Below are 24072 nucleotides of genomic sequence, written 5' to 3'. Positions count from 1 at the left end.
ATTGTTTTAGGAATTGCTTGCGTGGGTCTTTTTGGCCTAAAGGTTGGTAATAAAGAATTTGTAAAAGCGAAGGATGCTATATCACTCGGATTAGACCTTCAAGGTGGGGTTTATGTTCTACTTGAAGCACAGACTGATGCTACAGGTAATGAACTAACCAGAATTATGGAGCAGTCTAAAGCTGTTATTCAACAAAGAGTTGACGGTCTTGGACTTAGTGAACCTAACATTGCTATTGAAGGTGGCAATAGAATTAGAGTTGAATTAGCTGGAGTTAAAGATGCTGAAGAAGCTATGGAGCTTATTGGTAAAACAGCTCAATTAGCTTTTGTAGATCCAGACGGAAATACTGTTCTTACAGGTAAAAATGTTGTTGAATCTATGGTTCAATATACAGATGATCCTGTTAAGGGACAAGTACCAGTGGTTAGCTTGGAATTTGATAAAGAAGGTTCAGATTTATTTTATGAAGCAACTCAAAGACTTGCCTCAGAAACAGAACCTCAAAAGAAACTACTCTTTATTGTTTTAGATAATGAAGTTATTTCATCACCTATAGTTCAAACTCCAATTAGTGGGGGCAAAGCTCAAATTAGTGGTGAAAATATGTCAATTGATGAAGCTGCTAAATTAGCAACACTTATCAAGGCTGGTGCACTTCCTGTACCACTTGAAGAACTTACAAGCTCAGTTATAGGACCAACATTAGGTCTGGATGCTTATGAAAAATCAATTTTAGCAATTGCCATTTCATTGATTGCAATCATGATTATTATGTTGATTTTATATAAGGTTTTATCAATACCAGCTATAATTGGTTTAACTGTATACACAGAAATACTTGTTATTTTCTATTTATTATTAGATGTTAAACTAACCTTACCGGGTATTGCAGGTTTGATTTTATCTATCGGTATGGCAGTTGATACAAACGTTGTTATTTTCGAAAGAATCAGAGAAGAATTGAAGATTGGTAAAACACCTGAAGCTGCAATAAACGCAGGTCATCATAGGGCTTTATCATCTGTTATTGACTCAAACGTAACTACATTTATAGCAGGACTTGTTCTTTATAAATTTGGTGTAGCATCAATCAAAGGATTTGGTATTACATTAATGCTAGGTATTGTTGCGTCAATGGTCACAGGAGTTCTATTGTCCAGATTGATTCTAAAGTTAATGACTGGATTCATTAAAACAAAGAATCCAAAGGTTTGGGGAGCATAGGAGGTTTATTATGGATTTTATTAAAAACAGAAAAATATTTTATGTTATCTCAGCTCTATTTATATTAACAGGAATCGTCTTCTATTTTATAAATGGATTTAACTATGGTATTGACTTTACAGGTGGTACTGTATTTGAAATACACGCTGACAGTCAATTGGATTCAGATGAGCTGATGTCAATTTTCAAACCACTTGACAATACCTCTTCAGTTGTATATTCAGGTGAACAGAAGCAAACTGCAATTGTAAAGAGTACAAAAGACTTTAATTCAAAAGAAGTTGCAGATATAAAAAATCAACTTAAAGAAAAGTTTGGTATTGAAAAAGAAAAAATTTCTAACGATACTACAGGCGCAACTATGGGACGTGAAACCAGACAAAAAGCACTAACATCAATTTTAATTGCTGGTGCTTTGATGCTAGTTTATATCACAATTAGATTTGAATTTAAATTTGGACTTGCTTCAGTATGTGCTTTGTTGCACGACGTTTTGATAACTCTTGCTTGCTATTCAATTTTCCAACTACCATTTAACTCAAGCTTAATCGCTGCTATTTTAACTATAGTTGGTTATTCTATCAATGCTACAATTATCATATTTGATAGAATTAGAGAAGAAAAGAAGTTTATGAATGGCCGTACAATTGAACAAGTTATCAATGAATCTATTAATAAAACTATAAGACGTACTATTATTACAACAGTTACGACAGTTCTAGCTGTAGTTACCTTGTACTATGTAGGCGTTGAAGCTGTTAAGATCTTAGCATTACCATTATTGATTGGTTTACTTGCTGGTTCTTATTCATCATTGTTCTTAGCATCTAGTTTCTGGTACGACTTTAGCAAGAAAAGCTTTAAAAAGTAGACTAAAAATTAAAAAAGTGTTACAATAAGGGTGAGCCTGTGCTCATCCTTATTTTTTTATTTTTTAAAATTTATTACTTTTTATTTAAGAGGAGATAATATGGAAAAATGGTTTATAAAACAAAAGCATAGAGAAAAATTTCCGAAAACTTCTTTAGACTTATTTACAAAAACTAAATTACAAATTTTATATAACCGTGATATTGTTGATATGAAAGATATTGAAGATTATATTACTGTACCAGACACACTATTAAATGATATAAATACCATGAAAGATTATTCTGTTCTAAAAAAATATATCGACAAAGTTATAGAAGAAAATTTAAAAGTATATATTGTTGGCGACTACGATGTTGACGGGATTATGAGCACTTCAATATTCATAAAAACTTTTACTGAGTTAGGTATAAATGTTTCTTATAAAATTCCTCACAGGGTTGAAGATGGCTATGGAATAAATACTAGTATGGTTGAAGATATTGTGAGTGAGGGTGGAGATTTAATAATAACATGTGATAATGGTGTTCAAGCCTTTGATGCTGCAAATAGAGCTAAAGAGTTAGGTATAGATTTAATAATCACAGATCACCATCAAATTAAAAATGAAGATAGTAATGATATCTTGCCTGATGCGCTAGCTGTAATTGATCCCTTAAGAAAGGACTGTAAGTATCCTTTCAAAGATTTATGTGGAGCAGGCATTGTATTTAAAATATGTGTAGATATTTTAAAAAAATACAACAAGTTATCAGTGGATTTATATGATGAACTAATCTCACTTGCTGCCTTTGCTACAATTTGTGATGTGGTTAATTTAATCGGTGAAAACAGATATATTGCAACGAAGGGAATTCTCGCCTTAAGAAGAAGCGAAAATATTGGACTGAATTCTTTAATAGAAGTATCAAATATAAATAAAAATCAAATTGACACTTACCATTTAGGTTTTATTTTAGGCCCCAGATTTAATGCAAGTGGGAGGTTAGATACTGCAAGTTTGGGTATAGATTTATTAATTACAGATGATGCCATTAAAGCGGATTCAATAGCTATGGAACTTAACGACTTGAATGAAGAGCGAAAGTCTATGACTGAAAATGCTTTAAAGAAAGTTCTTTCGAAAATTAATCCAGAGCATCTTGATGAATTTATTGTTGAATATGTAAAAGGGACTCATGAATCTGTTGCTGGTATTGTTGCAGGTCGGATTAAAGAAAGGTTTCATAGGCCTACTATAGTTTTAACAGATGCAAAAAATGGTTTAAAAGGGTCTGGCAGATCTATTGATAATTTTAATATGTTTAAAGCTATTTCTGCTTGTAGCTCATATTTGGATAAGTTCGGTGGCCATGAGATGGCAGCAGGTATTTCAATGCAAGAACCTAACTTGGAAGAATTTAAATTAGCTCTTAACCAATATGCTAAGGATAATGAGATTGACTTGAGCCGTGAGATTTCTGTGGATGCTTTGTTTCCTATAGCCTTGGTTGACCTAAGATTATTGGATATGATTAATTCATTTAGGCCATTTGGTAAGGGTAATCCAGAGCCTTTATTTGCAGATAGAAATTTAACTTTAAAAAACTTCAGGGTTTTTGGAAAGAATAAAAATGTTATTAAATTAGAGTTTGTTACGAATGTTAACACTACAAGAGAAGCTATGTTATTTCAAGAAGAAGATATATTTTTACAGTTTATAAAAGATAATTATAATGATGATATTGCTTATTTATTGAACAATGGGAAAATTAACATGGACATTGTTTACTATCCAAAACTCAACGAGTTTAGGGGTATTAAAAATGTCGATGTTGTCATAACAAATTATAGAATTGCGAGTTGATAATATGATTGATAATTTATTAAAATCTATAGAAAGCTATAATCCAGATTTTGATAGGGATTTAGTTATAAAAGCTTTTGAGTATGCTAATAGCCATCACGAAGGACAAAAGAGGAAGAGTGGTGAACCATATATAATTCATCCAGTTGCAGTTGCAGAGATTTTATCAAGTCTTAATATGGATACTGCGACTATTTGCGCTGGTCTCCTTCACGATACAATTGAAGATACATCTGCTACTTATGAAGATATTGAGGAGAAATTTGGTACTGATATTGCAAATTTGGTTGAAGGCGTAACAAAAATTAAATCTATCAATTATCAATCTGGTGAAGAATCACAAGCTGAAAATATTAGAAAACTTGTCTTAGCAATGAGTAAAGATATAAGGGTAGTTATTGTAAAATTAGCCGACAGACTTCATAACTTAAGAACTCTAGAATATATGACTGATGAAAAGAGGCAAAGAATTGCCAGGGAGACCTTAGATATCTATGCTCCTTTAGCTCATAGGCTAGGGATATCTAGAATTAAGTGGGAACTTGAAGATCTTTGTCTTAGACATATAGACCCAGATACTTATTATGATTTAGTTGATAAGGTAAATAAAAAAAGAGCTGAAAGAGAATATCAAATTGAGAATATTATTGATCAGCTTAAAGAAAAGCTTGATGAGCAAAACCTTAAATATTATATAGAGGGCAGACCAAAGAGCTTTTATTCCATTTATAAAAAAATGAAAGATCAAAACAAGTCCTTTGAATCTATATATGACCTTACGGCTGTTAGAATTATCGTTGATACAGTTAACGAGTGCTATACAGCTCTTGGAGTTGTCCATGCTAACTGGAAACCAATCCCAGGCAGATTTAAGGATTATATTGCTATGCCTAAGCCAAATATGTATCAGTCACTCCACACTACTGTTATGAGTGATGAGGGAGATGTATTTGAAGTTCAAATTAGGACCTGGGATATGCATAAAACTGCTGAGTACGGTATTGCTGCCCACTGGATGTATAAAGAAAAACTAAAAAATGTAAATTTTGACTCTAATCTAAAATGGTTAAAGCAATTAATGGAATGGCAATCAGACTTAACTGATCCGAAGGATTTTATAGAAACGTTAAAAGTGGACTTTTTTAACGATGAAGTTTTTGCTTTTACACCAAACGGAGATGTCGTAGATTTACCTCAAGGTGCTACACCTGTTGACTTTGCATATAGAGTTCATACTGATGTTGGTAATAAATGTATTGGCGCTAAGGTTGATGGGAAAATTGTTCCATTAAATTATAAATTGGAAAATGGGAATATAGTCGAGATAATAACTTCAAAAAATTTGGTTGGTCCAAGTAGAGATTGGCTTAAATTTGTAAAAAGCAATAGGGCTAGGGGAAAAATTAAATCCTGGTTTAGATCTATTGATAAGGAAGAAAATACAGCTCTAGGCAAAGAAATGCTATGGAATGAATTAAAGAATTTAAATATTGACGTTCATGAAGCTCTCAGCAAAGAAAACATTACAGATGTTCTAGATTATTTTTCTACAAATGAAATTGATGATTTATATCATTCAATTGGTTATGGAAACTTAAAGCTAGCAAATGTTGTTAATAAAATTAGATTGCAAGTTCAGGATGTACTTCCTAAACACAATATACCTAAGGAATTTAACCCAACCAAAGAACATTTTTCTAAATCTCAAAGTTCAATTATAGTAGATGATATTCCTGGTCTAAAAGTAAGAATCTCAAAATGCTGCAATCCTCTTCCAGGTGATAGTATTATTGGCTTTGTAACTAAAGGTCACGGGGTTAGTGTCCATAGGTCTGACTGTCCAAATGCTAATGAGCTCAAAAACCGCTTATCAGAAATTTCTGTTAGATGGAGCACCGAAATTGATGGAGCTTTTATTAGTAATATTGAAGTAAGAGCTACTGATAGGGTTGGCCTATTAAGCGAAGTTGCTGGATTTATGAGGGAACAGAATGCTCAGCTTAAAGGATTAAATGCAAAAGTTGAAGATAATGGTGCAGCTACGATTTCTATGACTATTAAAGTAGACAATAAAGGTGAGTTGAACGATTTATTAAGAGATTTAAAACAAATCCCTTCAGTCTTAGATGCATATAGGAAGATAAACTAATGATAGCAGTTTTACAAAGGTGTGATGGTGTAAAGTGCCTTATAGATGATGAGATTAAAAGTGAAACTAACAATAAAACTTTGCTTGTGCTGTTGGGAGTAAAAAATGATGATAGTCAAGAAGATGTTGATTATATTGTTAGAAAGATACCTGAATTAAGATTGTTTTCAGATGAACATGGTAAAATAAATTTAAGCGCTAAAGATGTAGCTGCAAGTTTATTTGTAGTAAGTCAGTTTACCTTATATGCAAGATGCAGAAAAGGGAGGCGGCCTAATTTTATGGACGCTGCTGGTGCAGAGCTTGGAGAAGAACTTTATAATAAAGTAATTCAGGGCTTAGGTTCTAGCGGTTTAGAAATTCTAACTGGGGAATTTGGAGCAGATATGAACTTATTTTTTAATAACAATGGTCCAGTTACAATTATCTTAGATTCAAGAGAAGATTAGCAATTTTAATAAAAATTTGTTATAATTATGTGGGAGGAATTTATTATGTTAATGAACAATTTTTTGGGCTCAAGAAAGAGCGTAAGACACTTCAAATCAAAATCAATTTCAAAGGGCACAGTTGAAAAAATTAATAACTTAATCAGAGTATTTAATTCTGATAAAGGCAATAGTTTTGCTTTTCACGAAAATGGCAAGGCTATTTATGATGGGCTAAATGGTCATGCTGGATATAACGGTGTAATGATAAGTGCACCTAGCTATATCTCAGTTGATTTTGGTGCATCCTCAGATAGGGAAAAGGTTATCGGCATGTATAATGCTGAAGATATCATAACTTTCTTGGAATCAGAAGGTTTAGGATCCTGCTGGATTGGTTTGTTTGACACTGCTGATGACATTAAGACAAAAGTTTTTGGCAATGAACACAAGGCTAATTTATTGTTAGCTATTGGATATCCAAAGGCAAGAAATCCTTTTGTAGTAGAAGAAGCTAGCGAAAGAAAACCTGTTGATGAAATTGTGTTCGATGGTAGCTTTGATAATCCCGTAGATATCAATATGCTAGAACAAAGAGGTTTGGATGACTTATTTTATTATGTAAGATTTGCTCCTAATACTTTAAATTCACAAACATGGAGATTCCTAATGAAAAACAATTCCGTTGAACTTTATTTAAAAGAGTTTGATGGCAATTATTTCTTTGAAGATGCTGGAATCATAATGTATTATTTTGAAAGATTATACAACATGACGGGCTTCGATAGAAAATTTGAAGTTGAAAAAGAATTTAAAGAAGAAAATGGCATGATTAAGATCGCCACTATTAATTTATAGGATTTAAAATGCGTTTTTTTATCGATACAGCTAATATTGAAGAGATTAAAGAAATTGCAAATTTAGGCGTTATTTGTGGAGTTACTACAAATCCAAGCTTAATAGCTAAAGAGGGCAAAGACTTTAAATCTGTGGTTAAAGAAATATCTGACATTGTTGATGGTCCTATTAGCGCTGAAGTAAATTCCTATGATACTGATGGTATGGTCAAAGAGGCTAGAGAACTTGCCAAGATACATGATAATATTGTTGTAAAAGTTCCTATGACCAAGGAGGCCCTAGCGGCTATTAAAATTCTTTCAAAAGAAGGCATTAAAACAAATTGCACCTTGATTTTTTCTCTAAATCAAGCTCTTATGGCTGCTAATGCAGGTGCGACCTATGTAAGTCCTTTTATTGGTAGAATTGATGACATAGGTTATAACGGAATGCAACTTATCGAAGATATAATGCATGTATTTGAAGAATATGGAATTGAAACAGAAGTAATAGCCGCATCTATTAGAACAGTAAATCATGTTAACGATGCCGCTAAAGCTGGATCAGATATTGCTACTATTCCTTATAAGATTTTTAATCAAATGATTAATCATCCACTAACAGACAAGGGTATAGATAGTTTTAAAAAAGATTGGGAAAAGTTTCAAAACGAGGTTAAGTAAGGGGATAATATATGGATAGAAATTTAGTTATGAACTTAGCAAGAGTAACTGAAGCTGCTGCTTTACGTTCTGCCAAGTATTTAGGTAAAGGTGACAAAAATGCAGCTGACCAAGCTGCTGTAGATGCTATGAGAAAGATGTTTGATACCGTTGACATCAACGGTACAGTCGTAATTGGTGAGGGCGAAATTGATGAAGCCCCTATGCTCTATATTGGAGAAAAGATTGGTCAAAGGCACGATAATTCTCTGCATGTAGATATAGCTGTAGACCCTCTTGATGGTACAACTGCTATTGCAAAAGGTATGAGTGATGCTATTTCTGTAGTGGCTGTTGCTCCAGAAGGACATCTCCTTCACGCTCCAGACATGTACATGGAAAAAATTGCCTGCGGCCCAAAAGCCAAGGGAAAAATTTCTATTGAATACCCTATAGAAAAAAATCTTGAAATTTTAGCTGAAGTTTTAAATAAAGACATTTCCGATGTTACAGTTGTTATGCTCGACAGAGAAAGACATATAGAAATTGCAAATCGCATTAGAAAAGCTGGTGCTAGAATTAGATTTATTCAAGATGGTGATGTCTTAGGTGCAATATCAACTTGCTTTGACAATGTAAGTGGTGATTTGCTAGTAGGTAGAGGCGGGGCACCAGAAGGTGTTTTAGCAGCAGTTGCTCTAAAATGTCTAGGTGGATATTTTGAAGGATATTTAACCGCTAGAAACCAAGAAGAAATTGATAGATGCCATAAGATGGGCGTAGAATGCGACAAGATTTACAAGATTGATGACCTAGTTAAGGGCGATGATGCTGCATTTGCTGCAACAGGTGTAAGTCATGGTGAACTACTTGATGGTGTTAATTATATCGAAAAGAATGTTGCTACAACTGAAACACTTGTCTTAAGAGCTGAAACAGGAACAGTGCGTTTTATACAAGCTAGACATTATTTAGATAAGAAACCTGAATATGCTAAATAAAACTTGCAATTTTCTCGAAAAAGAGATATAATAATATGGTCAAAATTTGTTCTAAATAGATTGATTGGAAAGAGGTGAATATAATGAAACAAGGTATACATCCAGAATTTAAAGAAGTTACAGTAACATGTGCTTGCGGAAATACTTTCACAACTGGTTCAACCAGAGATGAATTAAAAGTAGATGTTTGCTCAGAATGCCATCCATTCTTTACAGGAAAACAAAAGTTCTCCGAACGTGGTGGTAGAGTTGAGAAATTTAAGAAGAGATACGAACAATCAGGAAAATAAATTAGCTGCGTTTATAGCAGCTCTTTTATTTTATAGGATTCTTTTTTGAGGTGACTATGAAAGTAAATGAAGTCAAAGAAATTGCTTTAAAATATCTTGAAAATATAAATAATTATGAATTTGAAGCCAATTTGTTTATCAGAGATTTTTTTGGACTTTCACTAACTGATATTCATTTTAATAAAGACATAGAATGTTCCCAAGAAGAAATTGATAAGTTTATTGGATTGTTAGATATAAGAGCTAGCGGATGCCCTTATAATTACATCTTTAAATATAAAGAATTTTATAATAGGAGATTTTATGTAGACGAGAGAGTTTTGATACCAAGGCCAGAGACTGAATTATTAGTTGAAGAATGTATAAATTATTATAAAGGCAAAACTATTGATAGGTATTTGGACTTATGTACAGGCAGTGGCTGCATAGGAATAAGTTTAGCTAGTGAGCTGTATATAAAAAGTGTTACTCTTGCTGATATCTCTAAAGATTCGTTAGAAGTTGCAAAAAAGAATGCGGATATATATAATATAGATGCAGACTTTATTGAATCTGACTTATTTTCGAACATAGTTGGTGAATTTGATTTAATTACTATTAATCCACCTTATGTTCCGCTTAATAGAAAGAGAATTCTAGATAAAACTGTTATCGATTATGAACCGAATTTAGCTTTATTTGCAGACAGTGATGGTTTATCGATTATAAAGAAATTCATCCAAGAATATGATAAGTATTTGACAGATGATGGTTTAGTTCTTATGGAATTTGACGAGAGTCAAGGAGATGCAATTTCGAAATTGTTAGAAGAAAAGAAAGTAAATTTTAAAATTTATAAAGATTATTCTAATATGGATAGATTTGTTGTCATGGGAGGGAGATAGGACTTGTTAGAAAAATTAAAAGGTATTGAAGATAGGTATGAAGAACTTAATAAAATGATTATGGATCCTGACCTTGTCAATGATCTTGAAAAGTATCAGGAGGTTATGATTGAACATTCCAATCTAACTGAAATTGTTGAAGTAATCAAAGAATATAAAAAATGCCTAGAAGACTTAGAAAACACTAAGGAGCTTCTGGGTGAAAGTTTAGATGATGATTTAAAGGAAATGGCCAAAGAAGAGCTTAAGGAGCTTGAAGAAAAAGAAGAGACATTAGAAACTCAAGTAAAAACTCTCTTAATTCCTAAAGATCCTAACGATGATAGAAACGTTATAGTTGAAATTCGTGCAGGTACAGGTGGAGATGAAGCTGCTTTATTTGCTGGCGATTTATTTAGAATGTATAGTAGGTACGCTGAGAGACACAGATGGACTGTTGATGTAATGAGCATTAACGAAATTGGTATTGGTGGATACAAAGAAGCCATTTTTATGATCAACGGTAAGGGTGCTTACTCAAAATTAAAACATGAATCAGGTGTTCATAGGGTTCAAAGAGTCCCAGAGACGGAAAGTGGCGGAAGAGTTCATACTTCTGCTGCAACTGTTGCAGTTTTACCTGAAGCCAGAGATGTTGAAATTGAAATTGATGAAAAAGATTTAAAGATTGATGTCTATAGATCAGGTGGACACGGCGGACAATCAGTTAATACTACAGACTCTGCTGTTAGAATCACATATCTGCCTGAAAATCTTGTTGTTGCTTGTCAGGATGAAAGAAGTCAGCTTAAGAACAAAGAAAAAGCTATGAAAATTTTGAAATCCAGACTCTACGATTTAAAGCTACAAGAAGAAGAAAAGAAGATGGCTGATATGAAGAGAAATCAAGTGGGATCTGGTGATAGATCTGAAAGAATCAGGACTTATAATTTCCCACAAGGAAGAATTACAGACCACAGAATTAACAAAACGATTTATCAATTGCAAGACTTCCTAGACGGTGATCTTGATGATATGATTGAATCCATCATAACTTATTATCAAGCCGAAGCCTTACAAGCCATGGAAAAATAATGGACATAGCTGTTGTAGGTGGTGGAGTTTCAGGTGTTGTAAGCGCTATTGAGCTCTCTAAGCTTGGACATAAAGTAAGTATATATGAAAAGACAGATCGTCTGTTAAAAAAACTTTTAATTACAGGAAATGGTCGATGTAATTTTTCCAACAAGGATGTTTCTAGAGAAAATTTTCATGGCAATAAAAGTTTTTTAGATAAAGTTTATACTGATGAATTTATTGATGCCAGAGATTATATAATAAATCTTGGGATAATACCTTATTTGGATGAGAGAAATAGGTTCTATCCCATGAGCCTTCAAGCTCAATCAGTAGTCGAAGCCTTACTAAAAGAAGTAGAAGTCAGAAATATATCTTGTTATTTTAAATCAGAAGTTATTTCTATAAATAAGAATAAAAATTTCACCATAAAGACAAAAGATACTAGCAAGGATTATGATAGAATTATTTTTTCTGCTGGATCAATGAGTTATCCAAGCACTGGTACTGATGGTAGTCAATATAGGCTGGTCGAAGATTTGGGACATACCAAGACAAAATTATACCCTGGTATAGGGCCCTTAATTGCTGATATTCCTTTTTCTAAAGAATTAAAAGGTTTGAGATTAAATGCGACAGTTTATGCAGGTGATAGATCTTGTAATGGAGACCTCTTATTTACTGAAAATGGAATAAGTGGCAATAGTATTTTTGAATTATCATCTTATATCTTAAGGGAGAAAATTGATAAGATATTTATAGATTTTTTACCTCTAGTTGATATAGAAGATTTAAAAATTATTCTAAAACTTAGACAGAAAAAGTTAAATGATGCTGACTCAAAGTGGCTTTTAAATGGTATTATTCACAAGAGACTTTATAAAGTTTTCTTTAAAATGCTTAATGTAAATACTACTAAGGATATAGATATTGATAAGTTATGTAATCTTATTAAAAACTATGAAGTTAGTAATATTAGAGCAGGTTCTTGGGCCCTTAGTCAAATAACTGTTGGTGGAATTAATACAGATGAAATTGACACGAACCTTGAATCCAAAATCCATAAAGGACTTTATTTTACAGGTGAAGTATTGGATGTCGATGGGGATTGTGGTGGATATAACTTGACTTGGGCTATATATTCTGCTTTACTAGTTGCTAATATGTTGAGGTAATTATGCAAGTATTACTTAAAAGATTAAATGAATATTATAAGGATGGCAAGGAAATAAATGTTTTTGTAATTGGAACTGGATTCATGGGGTCATCCTTAGTGGCTCAATTAAATCTTATTGATGGTTTTAAGTGCAATATTATATATAATAGAACAAATTCCAAGGCTGTGGAAACATTTTTGTCTTGTGGAGTAAAAAAAGAATCTATTTATACTATTAATAAAAAAGAAGAATACAATTCACAAGGGTTTTTTATTCCGAATGATCCCTACGAGTTTATAGATCTAGATCTAATTGATGTAATTGTAGATGCAACTGGATCGACTTATGAAGGAGCAAAGATTGCTTATTCTGCAATAAAAGCTAAAAAACATTTGGTTAGCCTCAATGTAGAATGCGATGTTGTAGTTGGACCAATTTTATATAAGATGGCAAAAGCAGCAGGCGTTTGCTATACTGGCATTGCTGGAGATGAGCCGGGCAGTGTGAAAGAGCTCTTTGACTTTGCTGAATTTTTGGGTTTTGAAGTAATGACTATTGGCAAGGGAAAAAATAATCCACTGGATTTATCGGCTAATAATGAAAGTGTATATGAAGAGGCTAAAGCTAAAGGACTTTCTCCTTATATGCTAGCTACTTTTGTTGATGGATCTAAAACCATGGAAGAGTTAACCATGATGTGTAATGCAACTGGATTTAAACCAGATACAATTGGGGCTCACGGTATAAAATCAGACCTAAAAGACTTAGACCATAAACTTCGAATAAAATCAGAAGGAGGCTTATTAAACAACTATAAGGTTGCTGATTTTGTATTCGGCATTGCTCCAGGCGTCTTTATTATGGTTAAAGCTAATCATGATTTACTTGATTATGAGATGAGATTTTTAAAGATTGGCCAAGGCCCATATTATATTTTATACAGACCATTTCATTTAACCAGTATTGAAGTTCCTATAACTATTGCACAGGCGTTCTTTTATAATACGCCTACAATAAGTCCACGAAGTGATAAGCCTTTTGCAGATACAGTAGCTGTTGCTAAAGTTGATTTAAAGGCTGGTGATAATCTTGGCAGGCCTGGCGGCAAGGCAGCTTATGGTACGATTACTACTTATGAGGATTCAATTAAGAGAAATCTTTTACCATATGGCTTTATTTCGCCCGATACAATTCTTGTCAATGATATAAAAAAAGGAGACTTTATAACTTATGAAGATGTTATAATACCAAAGTCTAGGCTTTATGATTTGAGAAGAGAAATGGATAAAAAATAAGCATAAAACGCTTGACAAAAATTGATATATATGATGTAATATATACAAGAAGACCGCATAGTGAATGGAGTTTTATAGAGAGCGATTATAGGTGGAAATTCGTAAACTCATCATTATGAGATCAGCTTCTGTTTACCTTCGGGCGTGAGTTAAGCGTTAATTACATTTAAGTGTGCATTTGCAAACGAAGGTGGTACCGCGGAAATTTCGTCCCTCGATTATTCGAGGGGCTTTTTTATTAGGAGGTTATATGAAAAAATTTACACCGTTAGAAAATATACCGGTAAAAGAAAGAGAAGAAAAGATTTCTAAATATTGGAAGGAAATCGATTTACTTCACGAGAGTTTAAAAACAAGAGAAGACGGTCCTAAATATATTTTTTATGAAGGACCACCAACAGCCAATGGTAAACCAGGTATTCATCACGTAGTTTCTAGAACACTAAAGGATATGACTTGTAGACACAAGGTTATGAAAGGTTATTACGTTGAGAGAAAAGCTGGATGGGACACACACGGTCTTCCTGTAGAAATTGAAGTTGAAAAGAAATTAGACTTACACAATAAAAAAGACATTGAAGCTTATGGAATCAAAGCCTTTAATGAACAATGTAAAGATTCTGTTTTCCAATATGAATCTCTATGGAGACAAATGACCGAGAGAATGGGTTATGAAATCGACTTAGACAATCCTTATGTCACTTTCCATAACGATTATATTGAATCGGTTTGGCATATCATTGACAAAATGTTTCAAGATGGACTTTTATACGAAGGACATAAGATTTTACCATACTGCCCAAGGTGCGGAACTGGTTTAGCTTCACACGAAGTTGCTCAAGGTTATGAAAATATTACTACAACAACTGCATATGTGAAATTTAAGAGAAAAGACAAAGATGAGTATTTTATAGCATGGACTACCACACCATGGACATTACCTTCAAACGTTAGCTTGACCGTTAATGCAGATGTTGATTATGTACTTCTTAAAAATAATGACAACAATGAATTATATTGGATGGCCAAAGATTTAGTTGCAGATGTACTTAAAGGTATAACAGAAGATTATGAAATAATTAAAACTGTAAAAGGCACAGAGCTTGAAGGCCTTGAATATGAACAGTTAATTCCGATGCTTGAAGCTGATAAAAAGGCTTTTTACATTACTCTTGCTGATTACGTTACAATAACAGACGGTACTGGTATAGTTCATACAGCGCCTGCTTTTGGTGAAGATGACTATAATACAGGTAGAAGATATAATTTGCCAGTTTTCAACCCTGTAAATGAAGAGGGTAAATTTAATGTCGGTAAATGGGGAGGTATGAATGTGTTTGATGCCGATCCAGAAATATTAAATTATTTAAAAGAAGAGGGTAGACTCTTAAGAAAACAAAAGGTTGATCACAATTATCCACACTGCTGGAGGTGTCATACACCTTTAATTTACTATGCAAAGCCATCTTGGTATATTGAGGTTACAAAGTTTAAAGATAAGCTAATTGAAGCTAATAACGATGTTAAATGGTATCCTGAATTTGTTGGCGAGAAGAGATTCGGCAACTGGCTAGAAAATCTAAATGACTGGGCCTTATCTAGAAACAGATACTGGGGTACTCCACTTCCAATTTGGAAATGTGAAGACTGCGGTGAGACTATCAGTATTGGCAACAGAAAAGAATTAGTAGAAAAATCAATAGAGAATATTGATGAGACAATTGACCTGCATAGACCTTATGTTGACGATTGCCATATTAAGTGCAGTAAGTGCGGCGGCAAGATGACCAGATATAAAGATGTTATTGACGTTTGGTTTGATAGTGGAAGTATGCCTTTTGCCCAAAGACATTATCCTTTTAATAAAGATGATGACTTTTTTAAGCATTATCCAGCTGATTTTATTTGTGAAGGTATTGACCAAACTAGAGGATGGTTTTACTCCTTGCTCGCAATAGGGACGTATATGACTGGAAAGTCACCATATAAATCTGTTTTAGTAAATGATCTGGTACTCGATAAGTACGGCAAAAAAATGAGTAAGTCTAGGGGAAACACACTTGATCCGTTCGATATATTTGATAGATATGGAGCTGACGTTGCCAGATTCTACGCCGTTTATGTTTCAGTTCCTTGGCTGCCAACAAAATATGATGAGGATGGCCTAAAAGAAGTTGAATCTAAATTTATTAGGAGCTTAAGAAACGTTTATACATTCTTCTCATTGTATGTAAACAGTGAAAATGTTAAACCAGATGAATTAAACATTCCAATAAGTGAAAGAGATGAGTTGGATAAATGGATAATTTCTAGATTAAATTCTCTAATTGATTTGGTTGAAGAAAACATCGATATTTTTGAACTTACAAAAGTTTCTAAGGCACTAGTTGATTTTGTAGTTGAAGACTTATCTAACTGGTACATCAGAAGATCTAGAAGACGCTTCTGGGGAGAAGATTCAAAGAGCAAAGATTCAGCATTCTTAACAACATATGAAGTTCTCTTAACAATCTCTAAGTTAATTGCACCATTTACCCCATTTATAGCTGAAGAACTTTATCAACATTTAACTGATGGTAAATCTGTTCACTTAGAAGATTATCCAATAGTTAACAAAGACCTAATCGACACAGTACTAGAAACAAAAATCGATTTAGTTAGAACAATTGTTTCCCTTGGAAGGGCTGGTCGTGAAAAAGAGAACATCAAAGTTAGACAGCCAATAGCATCAATGATTGTTGATAATAAATATAAGGATAAGGTTTTCGACCTCGAATCATTGATTAAAGAAGAATTAAATATTAAAGAAATAATTTATTCTTCAAATGTATCTGATTATATGAATTATGAGGTTAAGCCTAACTTTAAACTCGCTGGACCTATATTTGGAAAATCAGTAGGTAAATTTGCACAATACTTGCAAAAATCTGATAAAGCTAAATTAATTGAAGAAATCGAAAACAAGGATTTAGATATTGATTTAGATGGCCAAACTTATACTATAAACAAAGATTATCTTGATGTTCGCGTAAGTGCAAGAGAAGGCTATGATGTTCAAGTTGAAAATGGTGTATATGTACTCTTGGATACAGTTTTAACTGATGATCTAATAGACGAAGGCTATGCCAGAGAGTTTATATCAAAAATCCAACAAGAAAGAAAACGCTTGGATTTAAATATAAGTGATAGAATTGAAATCAAATACGAAGCAAACGACGACTTCTCAAATGCTCTAGACAAGTATACAGAAGAGATTATGTCTGAAACTCTTGCTGTAGAGTTAAATAGGGAGTCACTTGATGTAAAAGCTGTTGATATGAACGATAACATGGTTAAATTCAAAATTGAAGTAAGTAAATAGGAGGAAATAATGACAGATATTAAAGTGATAGCTAAGGTAGGAAATAAGGAATTTACTAATGAGGACTTTCAAAGGTTTCTTTCAAGCCTAGATCCTAATATTGTAAGGCATTTTATGAATGAAGAAAATGGCTTTGAGACAATTCTTAAAGAGATGCTTAATCAAGAATTGATGCTCCATTATGCTGAAGATGAAAATCTAGAAGATGATGAAGAATTCCAAAGAGTTTTTAAAACTACAAAGGAAAATCTTCTAAAGAACTATGCCTATCAAAAAATAATTACTAGCGCTCCAGAGCCAACGGAAGAAGAAATAAAAGAATATTTTGAAGCCCATAAAAAAGATCTGGAAAAGACTTTTGTAAACGCTAGCCATATCTTGGTTGAAGATGAAGAGCTAGCCAAAGATATCAAAGCAAAGATTGATAAAGGTGAAAATTTTGAAGAATTAGCTAAGGAATATTCAACTTGTCCGTCAAAAGACAAGGGAGGCAATCTAGGAGATTTTTGCCAAGGTCAAATGGTTCCAGAGTTTGATGAAGTAGTATTTAAAATGAAAGAAGGCGAAGTTGCAGGCCCTGTTCAAACTCAATTTGGTTTTCATGTAATCAAATTAAATAAGATTAATGCAACTCAAAAACCTGACCTTGATACAGCAAGAGAAAATATAATTGTTGAATTAAAACGCGTAAAGCAATTAAATGCTTATCAAACTAAGGTTGAAGAATTAAAAGAGGAGTATCCAGTAGAGATTTTATTATAATGCAACTAGAATTATTTAGATTTATTGATGAATCTATTGATTTATTAAACTCAAATATTGATGAATTGCTATCTGTGGAAAAACTTATAGATGAATTTTTCACAAATACTTTCTCTACAAAGGATCATTTTATGGATGTTAAATCTAGGGTTAAAGAGGAGTCGAGCCTAAAGGAAAAAATAATAAGGAATAATCTCTTTATGCAGTATAATTCCCCAGAGGATCTTTTGAACAATCTATCGGATTTAATTGGTGTGAGAATTGAGTGCAGGTTCATTGGAGATGAAAAAAGAATATACAGGGAGATCACCAATCTTTTTAGAATTAAAAATGATAATGGACTCTATTCTTCATACCTAAATGAAAATATTTTCTTAAATCTAGATGAAGAGCAGCCAGCACTTCAAAAGAATGGCTTTCAAATTTATAAAATAGATGGTAAGTATTTGTATGAAGGAAAATCATATAATTTTGAACTACAGATAAAAAGTTTGGTCAACTTATTCTGGGGTGAAATAGATCATAAGATTTTGTATAAAAATTTCAATTACTCAGGAACAGAAATGTTCTTATCAGAGATCATGAGCTCAATCAAAGAAAACTTAGAGATGATTGATAGAGAGCTTATGATGCTTTATAATCATTTAAATGAACCTACAAACAATGTTTCTGAAAATGTAATGAAGGAGATAAGAACAAGTCTATCTAAAGGTTTAAATGATATATACTACCAAAAAGTTAGAAATGAATTTGGTTTTCCTGTTGATTTTAAACTAACAAGCAACACCATTATTAACTATCTATTTATGAAGATTCCTGAAAAGGATGAGGCATATATAAATGAGTTTATAAGAATACTAAATCGTTTAAAGTTTTTAGATTCAAAATATATTGACCTAAAAAAACAAATTGAATTTCCGGTAGATTTAAAATTTCAAGATCCTTTTATCAGTTCTATAGGTAATAAACTTTCTGAAATAATTAACATAGATTTTTCATGGAATTTATTTTTTAGAATACTCTTTGACCTTGAAGAGGGTAGCTCTGAACAAATTATAACGAACTTATTAGTTTTCTTAAAAAACAGGTACAGTGAAGTTATAAATATTGCGTTCTCAAATTTTGAACTTACAGATAAAAACAAATTTGAAATAAATAAATATACTATGGGTTTAATTGCTGATAGGTTTAATGCTACAAGCTCAATTAAGCTAATATCAGATAAATCTCTGGCACAAACTCATAATATAGTTAAAAATTCAATTATTGAAGCTGTTGATATATGGGATGTTGATGAGATAAAATCTTTAATCAAACAAAAATTTGATAATTTATAAAAGTAGAGTAGATTTTTATAGACTTTACTGTTATAATAAAAATAATATTACAAATAGGAGGAGACTATGGATAAAAAACATGAACATGAATGTGGCTGTGAAGGTGGTTGCTGCTGCGAAGAAGAGATGCAAGAATATGAAACAGTTACTCTAACTTATGATAATGGTGATAGTGAAGACTTTGCTGTTATAGATCAATTTGAGATTGATGGCAATGAATATGTCGCATTATTGGCAGTAGAAGAAGATAGTCCTCTTGGAGAAGATATTGTTATTTTTAAATATATCGAAGGTGAAGACAACAACTTTACCTTAGAAATTATTGAAGATGATGATGAATTTGAAAAGGCTTGCGACTACTTTGAATCTTTAACTGATTAATATAAGATATATTTGGGTAGCTATTTAATAAGAACAGGAGGTTAGTATGGTAAAGTTTATTTTAGGAGCAAAAGGATCAGGCAAAACAAAATGGCTGATTGATAATGCAAATGAAGACAACAAGTCAGGTAACGGAAATATTGCATTTATTGATGTGGATGATGAGCACATCTTTAGTCTCGATTACAATGTAAGACTGATCAATGCAGGAGATTATGGTGTAAAAGATTTGGCAGGATTCTATGGATTCTTGAGCGGAATGCTTGCAATGGACTATGATTTGGAAAAAATTTATGTAGATAGTATATATAAATTAATTCCTTTAAAATCTGAAGAACTTGTAGATTTTTACAACGAATTAAATAGAATTGCTGAAAAATCTGAATGCAAGATCTATCTAAACCTTGGTTTTGAATTAAACGAAATTCCAGAAGAATTAAAAGATAATTCAGAAGAGGTTAAGTAATTAGAAAGGAACACAATTGCTATATAGAAATAAAAAGGGTCTATTTGAAAGTTTTTTTGAAAACAGATCCTTTTTGATTGCACAATTAGAAAGCGGCGACTTAACTAAATCTCAATTTTTGGATGCAAATTTAGAGTACTTAAATAGAATTGGAGCCAAACCCTTTGTAAAATTAGATTCGATGGAGAAGGGCATATTTAATTATCAGTACTATAATATAATGGCCAAATATTATACAGCAAATGCTTACGAGATAGAGTTAAGAGGTAAGCACCAAAAGCTTGCGATGAGTTTTAGAAATAAAGCTAATGATCAATATCATAAAAAGAATATTACTATTTCTAAGATGTTAAAGCTTGTTAATTATGAAAATGTGGATTCATACTATGTAAAATCCAAAAGCAAGAAACTTAATAATGTCCTATACGAAATAGTTTTTTATGATTATAAAGAAGCAATTTTTCATTCAACGGCCGATTGGCTTTTAACAATTTTAAAAGAGAATGATTGCTTTATAGAGGGTAAATATAAATCGCTTATTGACGATTATATTAACACAAGATATTAACGCCATTTATATGGCGTTTTTTATTTATAAATCTAGCAATTTATACGTCTTTATGTTATAATATTATGAGAGAAATAGGAGGAAAGATGGAAAGAATTTTTAAAACCGACCTAGCGGGTCGAGAATTATCTGTATCGATTGGAAAGTATGCAGAGCAGGCAAATGGTGCATGTTTTGTAAGATATGGAGATACAGTATTGCTTGTAACTGCTACAAGCTCAAAAACACCAAGAGAGGGCATAGACTTTTTCCCTCTAAGCGTAGATTATGAAGAAAAATATTATGCTGCAGGTAAAATCCCTGGAGGATTTATTAAGCGTGAAGGTAGACCTAGTGAACATGCTATTTTGACTGCAAGATTAATTGATAGGCCTTTGAGACCACTTTTCCCAGAGGGATATAGAAATGATGTTCAAATCATTGCAAGCCTTTTATCAAATGATCCAACATGTTCAAGCCAAGTTGCTGCTATGATAGGATCTAGCATTGCACTTAGCATATCTGACATACCTTTTAATGGACCTATTGCTGCAGTTCAAATGGGATACATCAATAATGAATATGTTGTAAATCCATCAGCTGATGAATTGGAAAAGTCTGATTTAAATTTAACTGTTGCAGGAACTCATGAAGCTATTATGATGGTTGAATCTGGTTCTAATGAGCTTAGTGAAGATGTAGTGCTTGAAGCAATTTTAAAAGCTCATGACGAGATCAAAAAAATTACTGAATTTATTTCAGAGATTGCTAAAGAAGTTGGCAAGGAAAAACAAGAATATACTGTATTCGAAGTTAAAAAAGAAGTAGAAGAAAAAATAAATTCAAATTATAGAGAAGCTATGATTAAAGCTATGAATTATCCAGACAAAATGGAAAGACTCAAACAATCATCAGAATTAATCGATAAAATTAAAGATGAAATGTCTGAAGAATTTCCAGATGATAGGGCTAGCATAAGCGCTGCAATTGATCAATTACAATACAATGAAGTACGTCGTCAAATTTTAGTAGATGGAATACGCCCTGATTTAAGAGCATTTGATGAAATTAGACCGCTGAGTGCTGAAGTAGGAATCCTTCCTAGAACACACGGTTCAGGCTTATTTAAGCGTGGACAAACACAGGTACTAAGTGTAGCAACACTTGGTGTAAGTGATGATGCTCAAGTAATTGATGGAATGCTTGATGAATATGAGAAAAAGTATATTCACCACTATAACTTCCCACCATATAGCGTTGGGGATACCAGACCATTAAGATCTCCTGGCAGAAGGGAAATTGGCCATGGTGCATTAGCAGAAAGGGCTTTAATCCCTGTGCTTCCTTCAGAAGAAGAATTCCCATACACAATTAGAGTTGTATCTGAAGTATTGAGTTCAAATGGATCGAGCTCACAAGCTAGTATTTGCGGTTCAACACTTGCTCTTATGGATGCAGGTGTTCCAATTAAAAAACCTGTTGCTGGTATTGCTATGGGACTTATTTCAGGAGATGACGGTAAAAAAGTTATTTTAACTGATATCCAAGGATTAGAAGACCACTTAGGAGATATGGACTTCAAAGTTGCAGGAACTCGTGATGGTATTACCGCTCTTCAAATGGATATTAAAATATCAGGTATAGATAGATCTGTATTAGAAAAGGCTCTTGCACAAGCTAAAGTTGCAAGAATGCAAATTCTTGATGTAATTCATGGAGCAATTGCAGAACCTCGTAAGGAAATTTCAAAATACGCTCCAAGGCTTATTCAAATGTCAATTCATCCTGACAAGATTAGAGAAGTTATTGGGCCTGGTGGAAAAGTTATCAATCAAATTATCGCCGAAACTGGTGTAAAGATTGATATTGAAGATGATGGATCAGTAATAATTGCTAGTGTTGATTCCGAAATGGGAGAAAAAGCAAAATCCATTATTGAAAACATAATTAAAGATGTAGAAGTTGGTGAAGTTTACGAAGGCACAGTAACCAAAATTATGAAGTTTGGCGCATTTGTTGATGTCTTAAATGGCAAGGAAGGCCTACTACACATTTCGCAAATTGATAACAAGAGAATTAATGAAGTTGAGGATGTCCTTAAGACTGGTGATAAAGTTACAGTTAAGGTAATAGGCATTGATAATGATGGTAAAATTGATCTTTCGAGGAAGGTTTTATTAAAGGATTCAGATAGTGACGAAAGTCAAGATAAACCTGAAGGCCAACAACACAGAAGACAAAGATATACCAGAGACAGGAGTAAAAATGACTAAGGTTAAAATAGTCAACAAGAGTAATAATAATATTCCTCAGTATGCTACAAGCGGTTCAGCTGGTATGGATATAAGAGCTTTTTTAGACGAGACTGTCGTTATAAAAGCTGGTGAATTTAAGCTTATACCTACAGGTATTTATGTTGAAATACCTGTAGGCTATGAGCTACAAATAAGGGCGAGGTCCGGGCTTGCAATCAAGTCTGGCATTTGCCTTATAAATGGTATAGGAACTATCGACGCTGATTACAGAGGGGAAATCGGTGTAGGTTTGGTTAATCTATCCAAAGAAGATTTTGTCGTCAACAATGGTGATAGAATAGCACAGATGGTCCTAAACAAATATAAAACCATTGATTTTGAATTGGTTGATGATTTATCCAAGACAGAACGTGGTGATGGAGGATTTGGTTCAACAGGAATATGTTAGAATTTCTAAAGATGATATTAATGGGAATAGTCCAAGGTGTGGCAGAATTTTTGCCAATTTCAAGCTCTGGTCACTTAGTTGTATTTGAAAAGCTTTTAAATATACAAGAACCAGGTTTATTTGTTGCACAAATGCTTCACTTTGGAACTTTTATTTCCGTATTCATTGTTTTTTTCAATGATATAAAAAATATAATAATTGAATTTTTTAAAATGATTTATATGCTGATAAAAAGGGAAAAGTTCAAAATAAACTCTTATCAAAAATTAGCTTTGTTAATACTTGTAGCATCTGTACCAACTGCTATAATTGCACTATGCTTTGAGGATATTTTTAAGGTCTACTATACGAATTTAAAATCAATTTCCCTTATGTTCTTAATAACAGCTATCTTGTTATTTGTAACCGACAGGTATCAAGGCAAAGGTAAATCAGCACATAGCTTAAATTACTTATCTGCTATTGGTATTGGTATGGTACAAGGCCTTGCAATTATGCCTGGAATAAGTAGAAGTGGTTCAACAATTTTTGCTGGGACCATCTTAGACTTAGATAAAAATGAAGCTGCAAAATTTTCATTTCTGATTAGTCTACCAGCTACCTTTGGTGCATTTTTATTTGGCCTTAAAGATATTGCAAAGTCAGGTGCTGAAGTTAGTTTTAGTTTTAATATTATTGTTGGAATGCTAACATCAATGGTTGTTGGCGTTATAGCAATTAAATTTTTACTAAGTTTATTAGACAAAAACAAAATGTCTTATTTTTCAATTTATTTATTATTTATTTCAATAATTACGTATACAATAGGGTGAT

At 32.7% G+C, this 24072-nt stretch carries 22 protein-coding genes; all 22 read left to right on the top strand.

What is annotated here, in order from left to right; genetic code table 11:
- Nucleotides 1-21 precede the first annotated feature (21 nt).
- The 22 genes from secD to CUU59_RS03790 all read left to right on the top strand — a co-directional run bounded on the left by secD (nucleotide 22) and on the right by CUU59_RS03790 (nucleotide 24071).
- Nucleotides 22-1227, top strand: coding sequence for a protein translocase subunit SecD (secD, locus tag CUU59_RS03895; protein WP_245870548.1), 1206 nt, complete (start codon nucleotides 22-24; stop codon nucleotides 1225-1227).
- A 10-nt stretch (nucleotides 1228-1237) separates the two neighbouring features.
- A complete protein-coding gene (gene secF / locus CUU59_RS03890) occupies nucleotides 1238-2098 on the top strand; it encodes a protein translocase subunit SecF (protein WP_099950690.1) in 861 nt (286 codons plus the stop codon).
- Between the two features lie 99 nt (nucleotides 2099-2197).
- Nucleotides 2198-3943 (top strand): single-stranded-DNA-specific exonuclease RecJ, encoded by a 1746-nt coding sequence (gene recJ, locus CUU59_RS03885; protein WP_099950689.1) that lies wholly within the window; start codon nucleotides 2198-2200, stop codon nucleotides 3941-3943.
- Nucleotides 3944-3947: 4 nt separating this feature from the next.
- Complete coding sequence (locus tag CUU59_RS03880) at nucleotides 3948-6092, top strand: RelA/SpoT family protein (protein ID WP_099950688.1); 2145 nt, start codon at nucleotides 3948-3950, stop codon at nucleotides 6090-6092.
- Nucleotides 6092-6541, top strand: coding sequence for a D-aminoacyl-tRNA deacylase (dtd, locus tag CUU59_RS03875; RefSeq protein WP_099950687.1), 450 nt, complete (start codon nucleotides 6092-6094; stop codon nucleotides 6539-6541). The genes CUU59_RS03880 and dtd overlap by 1 nt, the downstream gene beginning before the upstream one ends.
- 45 nt (nucleotides 6542-6586) lie before the next feature.
- Nucleotides 6587-7378, top strand: a complete 792-nt coding sequence (locus CUU59_RS03870; RefSeq protein WP_169922849.1) for a nitroreductase family protein — start codon at nucleotides 6587-6589, stop codon at nucleotides 7376-7378.
- Between the two features lie 8 nt (nucleotides 7379-7386).
- Nucleotides 7387-8040: a fructose-6-phosphate aldolase gene (fsa, locus tag CUU59_RS03865; protein WP_099950685.1), complete on the top strand. Its 654-nt coding sequence runs from the start codon at nucleotides 7387-7389 to the stop codon at nucleotides 8038-8040.
- Between the two features lie 11 nt (nucleotides 8041-8051).
- Nucleotides 8052-9020 carry a class II fructose-bisphosphatase gene (glpX, locus tag CUU59_RS03860; protein ID WP_099950684.1) on the top strand — a complete coding sequence of 323 codons (969 nt, stop codon included), beginning with the start codon at nucleotides 8052-8054 and terminating at the stop codon, nucleotides 9018-9020.
- A gap of 83 nt (nucleotides 9021-9103) precedes the next feature.
- Nucleotides 9104-9310, top strand: coding sequence for a 50S ribosomal protein L31 (gene rpmE / locus CUU59_RS03855; protein WP_099950683.1), 207 nt, complete (start codon nucleotides 9104-9106; stop codon nucleotides 9308-9310).
- 56 nt (nucleotides 9311-9366) lie between these two features.
- Complete coding sequence (gene prmC, locus CUU59_RS03850) at nucleotides 9367-10194, top strand: peptide chain release factor N(5)-glutamine methyltransferase (protein WP_099950682.1); 828 nt, start codon at nucleotides 9367-9369, stop codon at nucleotides 10192-10194.
- 3 nt (nucleotides 10195-10197) lie between these two features.
- Entirely contained in the window at nucleotides 10198-11268 is a 1071-nt protein-coding gene (gene prfA, locus CUU59_RS03845; protein ID WP_099950681.1) for a peptide chain release factor 1, read from the top strand.
- Nucleotides 11268-12425 (top strand): BaiN/RdsA family NAD(P)/FAD-dependent oxidoreductase, encoded by a 1158-nt coding sequence (locus tag CUU59_RS03840; RefSeq protein WP_099950680.1) that lies wholly within the window; start codon nucleotides 11268-11270, stop codon nucleotides 12423-12425. The genes prfA and CUU59_RS03840 overlap by 1 nt, the downstream gene beginning before the upstream one ends.
- A gap of 2 nt (nucleotides 12426-12427) precedes the next feature.
- Nucleotides 12428-13702 carry an NAD(P)H-dependent oxidoreductase gene (locus CUU59_RS03835; RefSeq protein ID WP_099950679.1) on the top strand — a complete coding sequence of 425 codons (1275 nt, stop codon included), beginning with the start codon at nucleotides 12428-12430 and terminating at the stop codon, nucleotides 13700-13702.
- A 250-nt stretch (nucleotides 13703-13952) separates the two neighbouring features.
- Nucleotides 13953-17063 (top strand): isoleucine--tRNA ligase, encoded by a 3111-nt coding sequence (gene ileS, locus CUU59_RS03830; protein ID WP_099950678.1) that lies wholly within the window; start codon nucleotides 13953-13955, stop codon nucleotides 17061-17063.
- A gap of 9 nt (nucleotides 17064-17072) precedes the next feature.
- Complete coding sequence (locus tag CUU59_RS03825) at nucleotides 17073-17825, top strand: peptidylprolyl isomerase (protein ID WP_075573611.1); 753 nt, start codon at nucleotides 17073-17075, stop codon at nucleotides 17823-17825.
- Nucleotides 17825-19162 carry a GTP pyrophosphokinase gene (locus CUU59_RS03820; protein ID WP_099950677.1) on the top strand — a complete coding sequence of 446 codons (1338 nt, stop codon included), beginning with the start codon at nucleotides 17825-17827 and terminating at the stop codon, nucleotides 19160-19162. Before CUU59_RS03825 ends, CUU59_RS03820 begins: the two co-directional genes overlap by 1 nt.
- Nucleotides 19163-19228: 66 nt before the next feature.
- Nucleotides 19229-19543, top strand: coding sequence for a DUF1292 domain-containing protein (locus tag CUU59_RS03815; protein WP_099950676.1), 315 nt, complete (start codon nucleotides 19229-19231; stop codon nucleotides 19541-19543).
- Between the two features lie 46 nt (nucleotides 19544-19589).
- Nucleotides 19590-20009 carry a hypothetical protein gene (locus CUU59_RS03810; RefSeq protein WP_099950675.1) on the top strand — a complete coding sequence of 140 codons (420 nt, stop codon included), beginning with the start codon at nucleotides 19590-19592 and terminating at the stop codon, nucleotides 20007-20009.
- A gap of 16 nt (nucleotides 20010-20025) precedes the next feature.
- Nucleotides 20026-20577: a DUF6648 family protein gene (locus CUU59_RS03805; protein WP_075573614.1), complete on the top strand. Its 552-nt coding sequence runs from the start codon at nucleotides 20026-20028 to the stop codon at nucleotides 20575-20577.
- An 86-nt stretch (nucleotides 20578-20663) separates the two neighbouring features.
- Entirely contained in the window at nucleotides 20664-22829 is a 2166-nt protein-coding gene (locus CUU59_RS03800; RefSeq protein ID WP_099950674.1) for a polyribonucleotide nucleotidyltransferase, read from the top strand.
- Nucleotides 22822-23259 (top strand): dUTP diphosphatase, encoded by a 438-nt coding sequence (gene dut, locus CUU59_RS03795; RefSeq protein WP_099950673.1) that lies wholly within the window; start codon nucleotides 22822-22824, stop codon nucleotides 23257-23259. Before CUU59_RS03800 ends, dut begins: the two co-directional genes overlap by 8 nt.
- The gene (locus tag CUU59_RS03790) at nucleotides 23253-24071 is read left to right on the top strand and encodes an undecaprenyl-diphosphate phosphatase (RefSeq protein ID WP_099950672.1); all 819 of its coding nucleotides are present in this window, start codon (nucleotides 23253-23255) and stop codon (nucleotides 24069-24071) included. The genes dut and CUU59_RS03790 overlap by 7 nt, the downstream gene beginning before the upstream one ends.
- The last annotated feature ends 1 nt before the right edge of the window (nucleotide 24072 follow it).

Source organism: Ezakiella peruensis (assembly GCF_900215725.1).
Lineage (GTDB): Bacteria > Bacillota > Clostridia > Tissierellales > Peptoniphilaceae > Ezakiella > Ezakiella peruensis.
This window is presented reverse-complemented; position numbering and strand designations above follow the sequence as displayed.

Bases quoted from the DNA above. Each gene is read 5' to 3' on its own strand.
- secF (WP_099950690.1), top strand. From the start codon at position 1,238: ATGGATTTTATTAAAAACAGAAAAATATTTTATGTTATCTCAGCTCTA.
- recJ (WP_099950689.1), top strand. From the start codon at position 2,198: ATGGAAAAATGGTTTATAAAACAAAAGCATAGAGAAAAATTTCCGAAA.
- CUU59_RS03880 (WP_099950688.1), top strand. From the start codon at position 3,948: ATGATTGATAATTTATTAAAATCTATAGAAAGCTATAATCCAGATTTT.
- dtd (WP_099950687.1), top strand. From the start codon at position 6,092: ATGATAGCAGTTTTACAAAGGTGTGATGGTGTAAAGTGCCTTATAGAT.
- CUU59_RS03870 (WP_169922849.1), top strand. From the start codon at position 6,587: ATGTTAATGAACAATTTTTTGGGCTCAAGAAAGAGCGTAAGACACTTC.
- fsa (WP_099950685.1), top strand. From the start codon at position 7,387: ATGCGTTTTTTTATCGATACAGCTAATATTGAAGAGATTAAAGAAATT.
- glpX (WP_099950684.1), top strand. From the start codon at position 8,052: ATGGATAGAAATTTAGTTATGAACTTAGCAAGAGTAACTGAAGCTGCT.
- rpmE (WP_099950683.1), top strand. From the start codon at position 9,104: ATGAAACAAGGTATACATCCAGAATTTAAAGAAGTTACAGTAACATGT.
- prmC (WP_099950682.1), top strand. From the start codon at position 9,367: ATGAAAGTAAATGAAGTCAAAGAAATTGCTTTAAAATATCTTGAAAAT.
- CUU59_RS03840 (WP_099950680.1), top strand. From the start codon at position 11,268: ATGGACATAGCTGTTGTAGGTGGTGGAGTTTCAGGTGTTGTAAGCGCT.
- CUU59_RS03835 (WP_099950679.1), top strand. From the start codon at position 12,428: ATGCAAGTATTACTTAAAAGATTAAATGAATATTATAAGGATGGCAAG.
- ileS (WP_099950678.1), top strand. From the start codon at position 13,953: ATGAAAAAATTTACACCGTTAGAAAATATACCGGTAAAAGAAAGAGAA.
- CUU59_RS03825 (WP_075573611.1), top strand. From the start codon at position 17,073: ATGACAGATATTAAAGTGATAGCTAAGGTAGGAAATAAGGAATTTACT.
- CUU59_RS03820 (WP_099950677.1), top strand. From the start codon at position 17,825: ATGCAACTAGAATTATTTAGATTTATTGATGAATCTATTGATTTATTA.
- CUU59_RS03815 (WP_099950676.1), top strand. From the start codon at position 19,229: ATGGATAAAAAACATGAACATGAATGTGGCTGTGAAGGTGGTTGCTGC.
- CUU59_RS03810 (WP_099950675.1), top strand. From the start codon at position 19,590: ATGGTAAAGTTTATTTTAGGAGCAAAAGGATCAGGCAAAACAAAATGG.
- CUU59_RS03800 (WP_099950674.1), top strand. From the start codon at position 20,664: ATGGAAAGAATTTTTAAAACCGACCTAGCGGGTCGAGAATTATCTGTA.
- dut (WP_099950673.1), top strand. From the start codon at position 22,822: ATGACTAAGGTTAAAATAGTCAACAAGAGTAATAATAATATTCCTCAG.
- CUU59_RS03790 (WP_099950672.1), top strand. From the start codon at position 23,253: ATGTTAGAATTTCTAAAGATGATATTAATGGGAATAGTCCAAGGTGTG.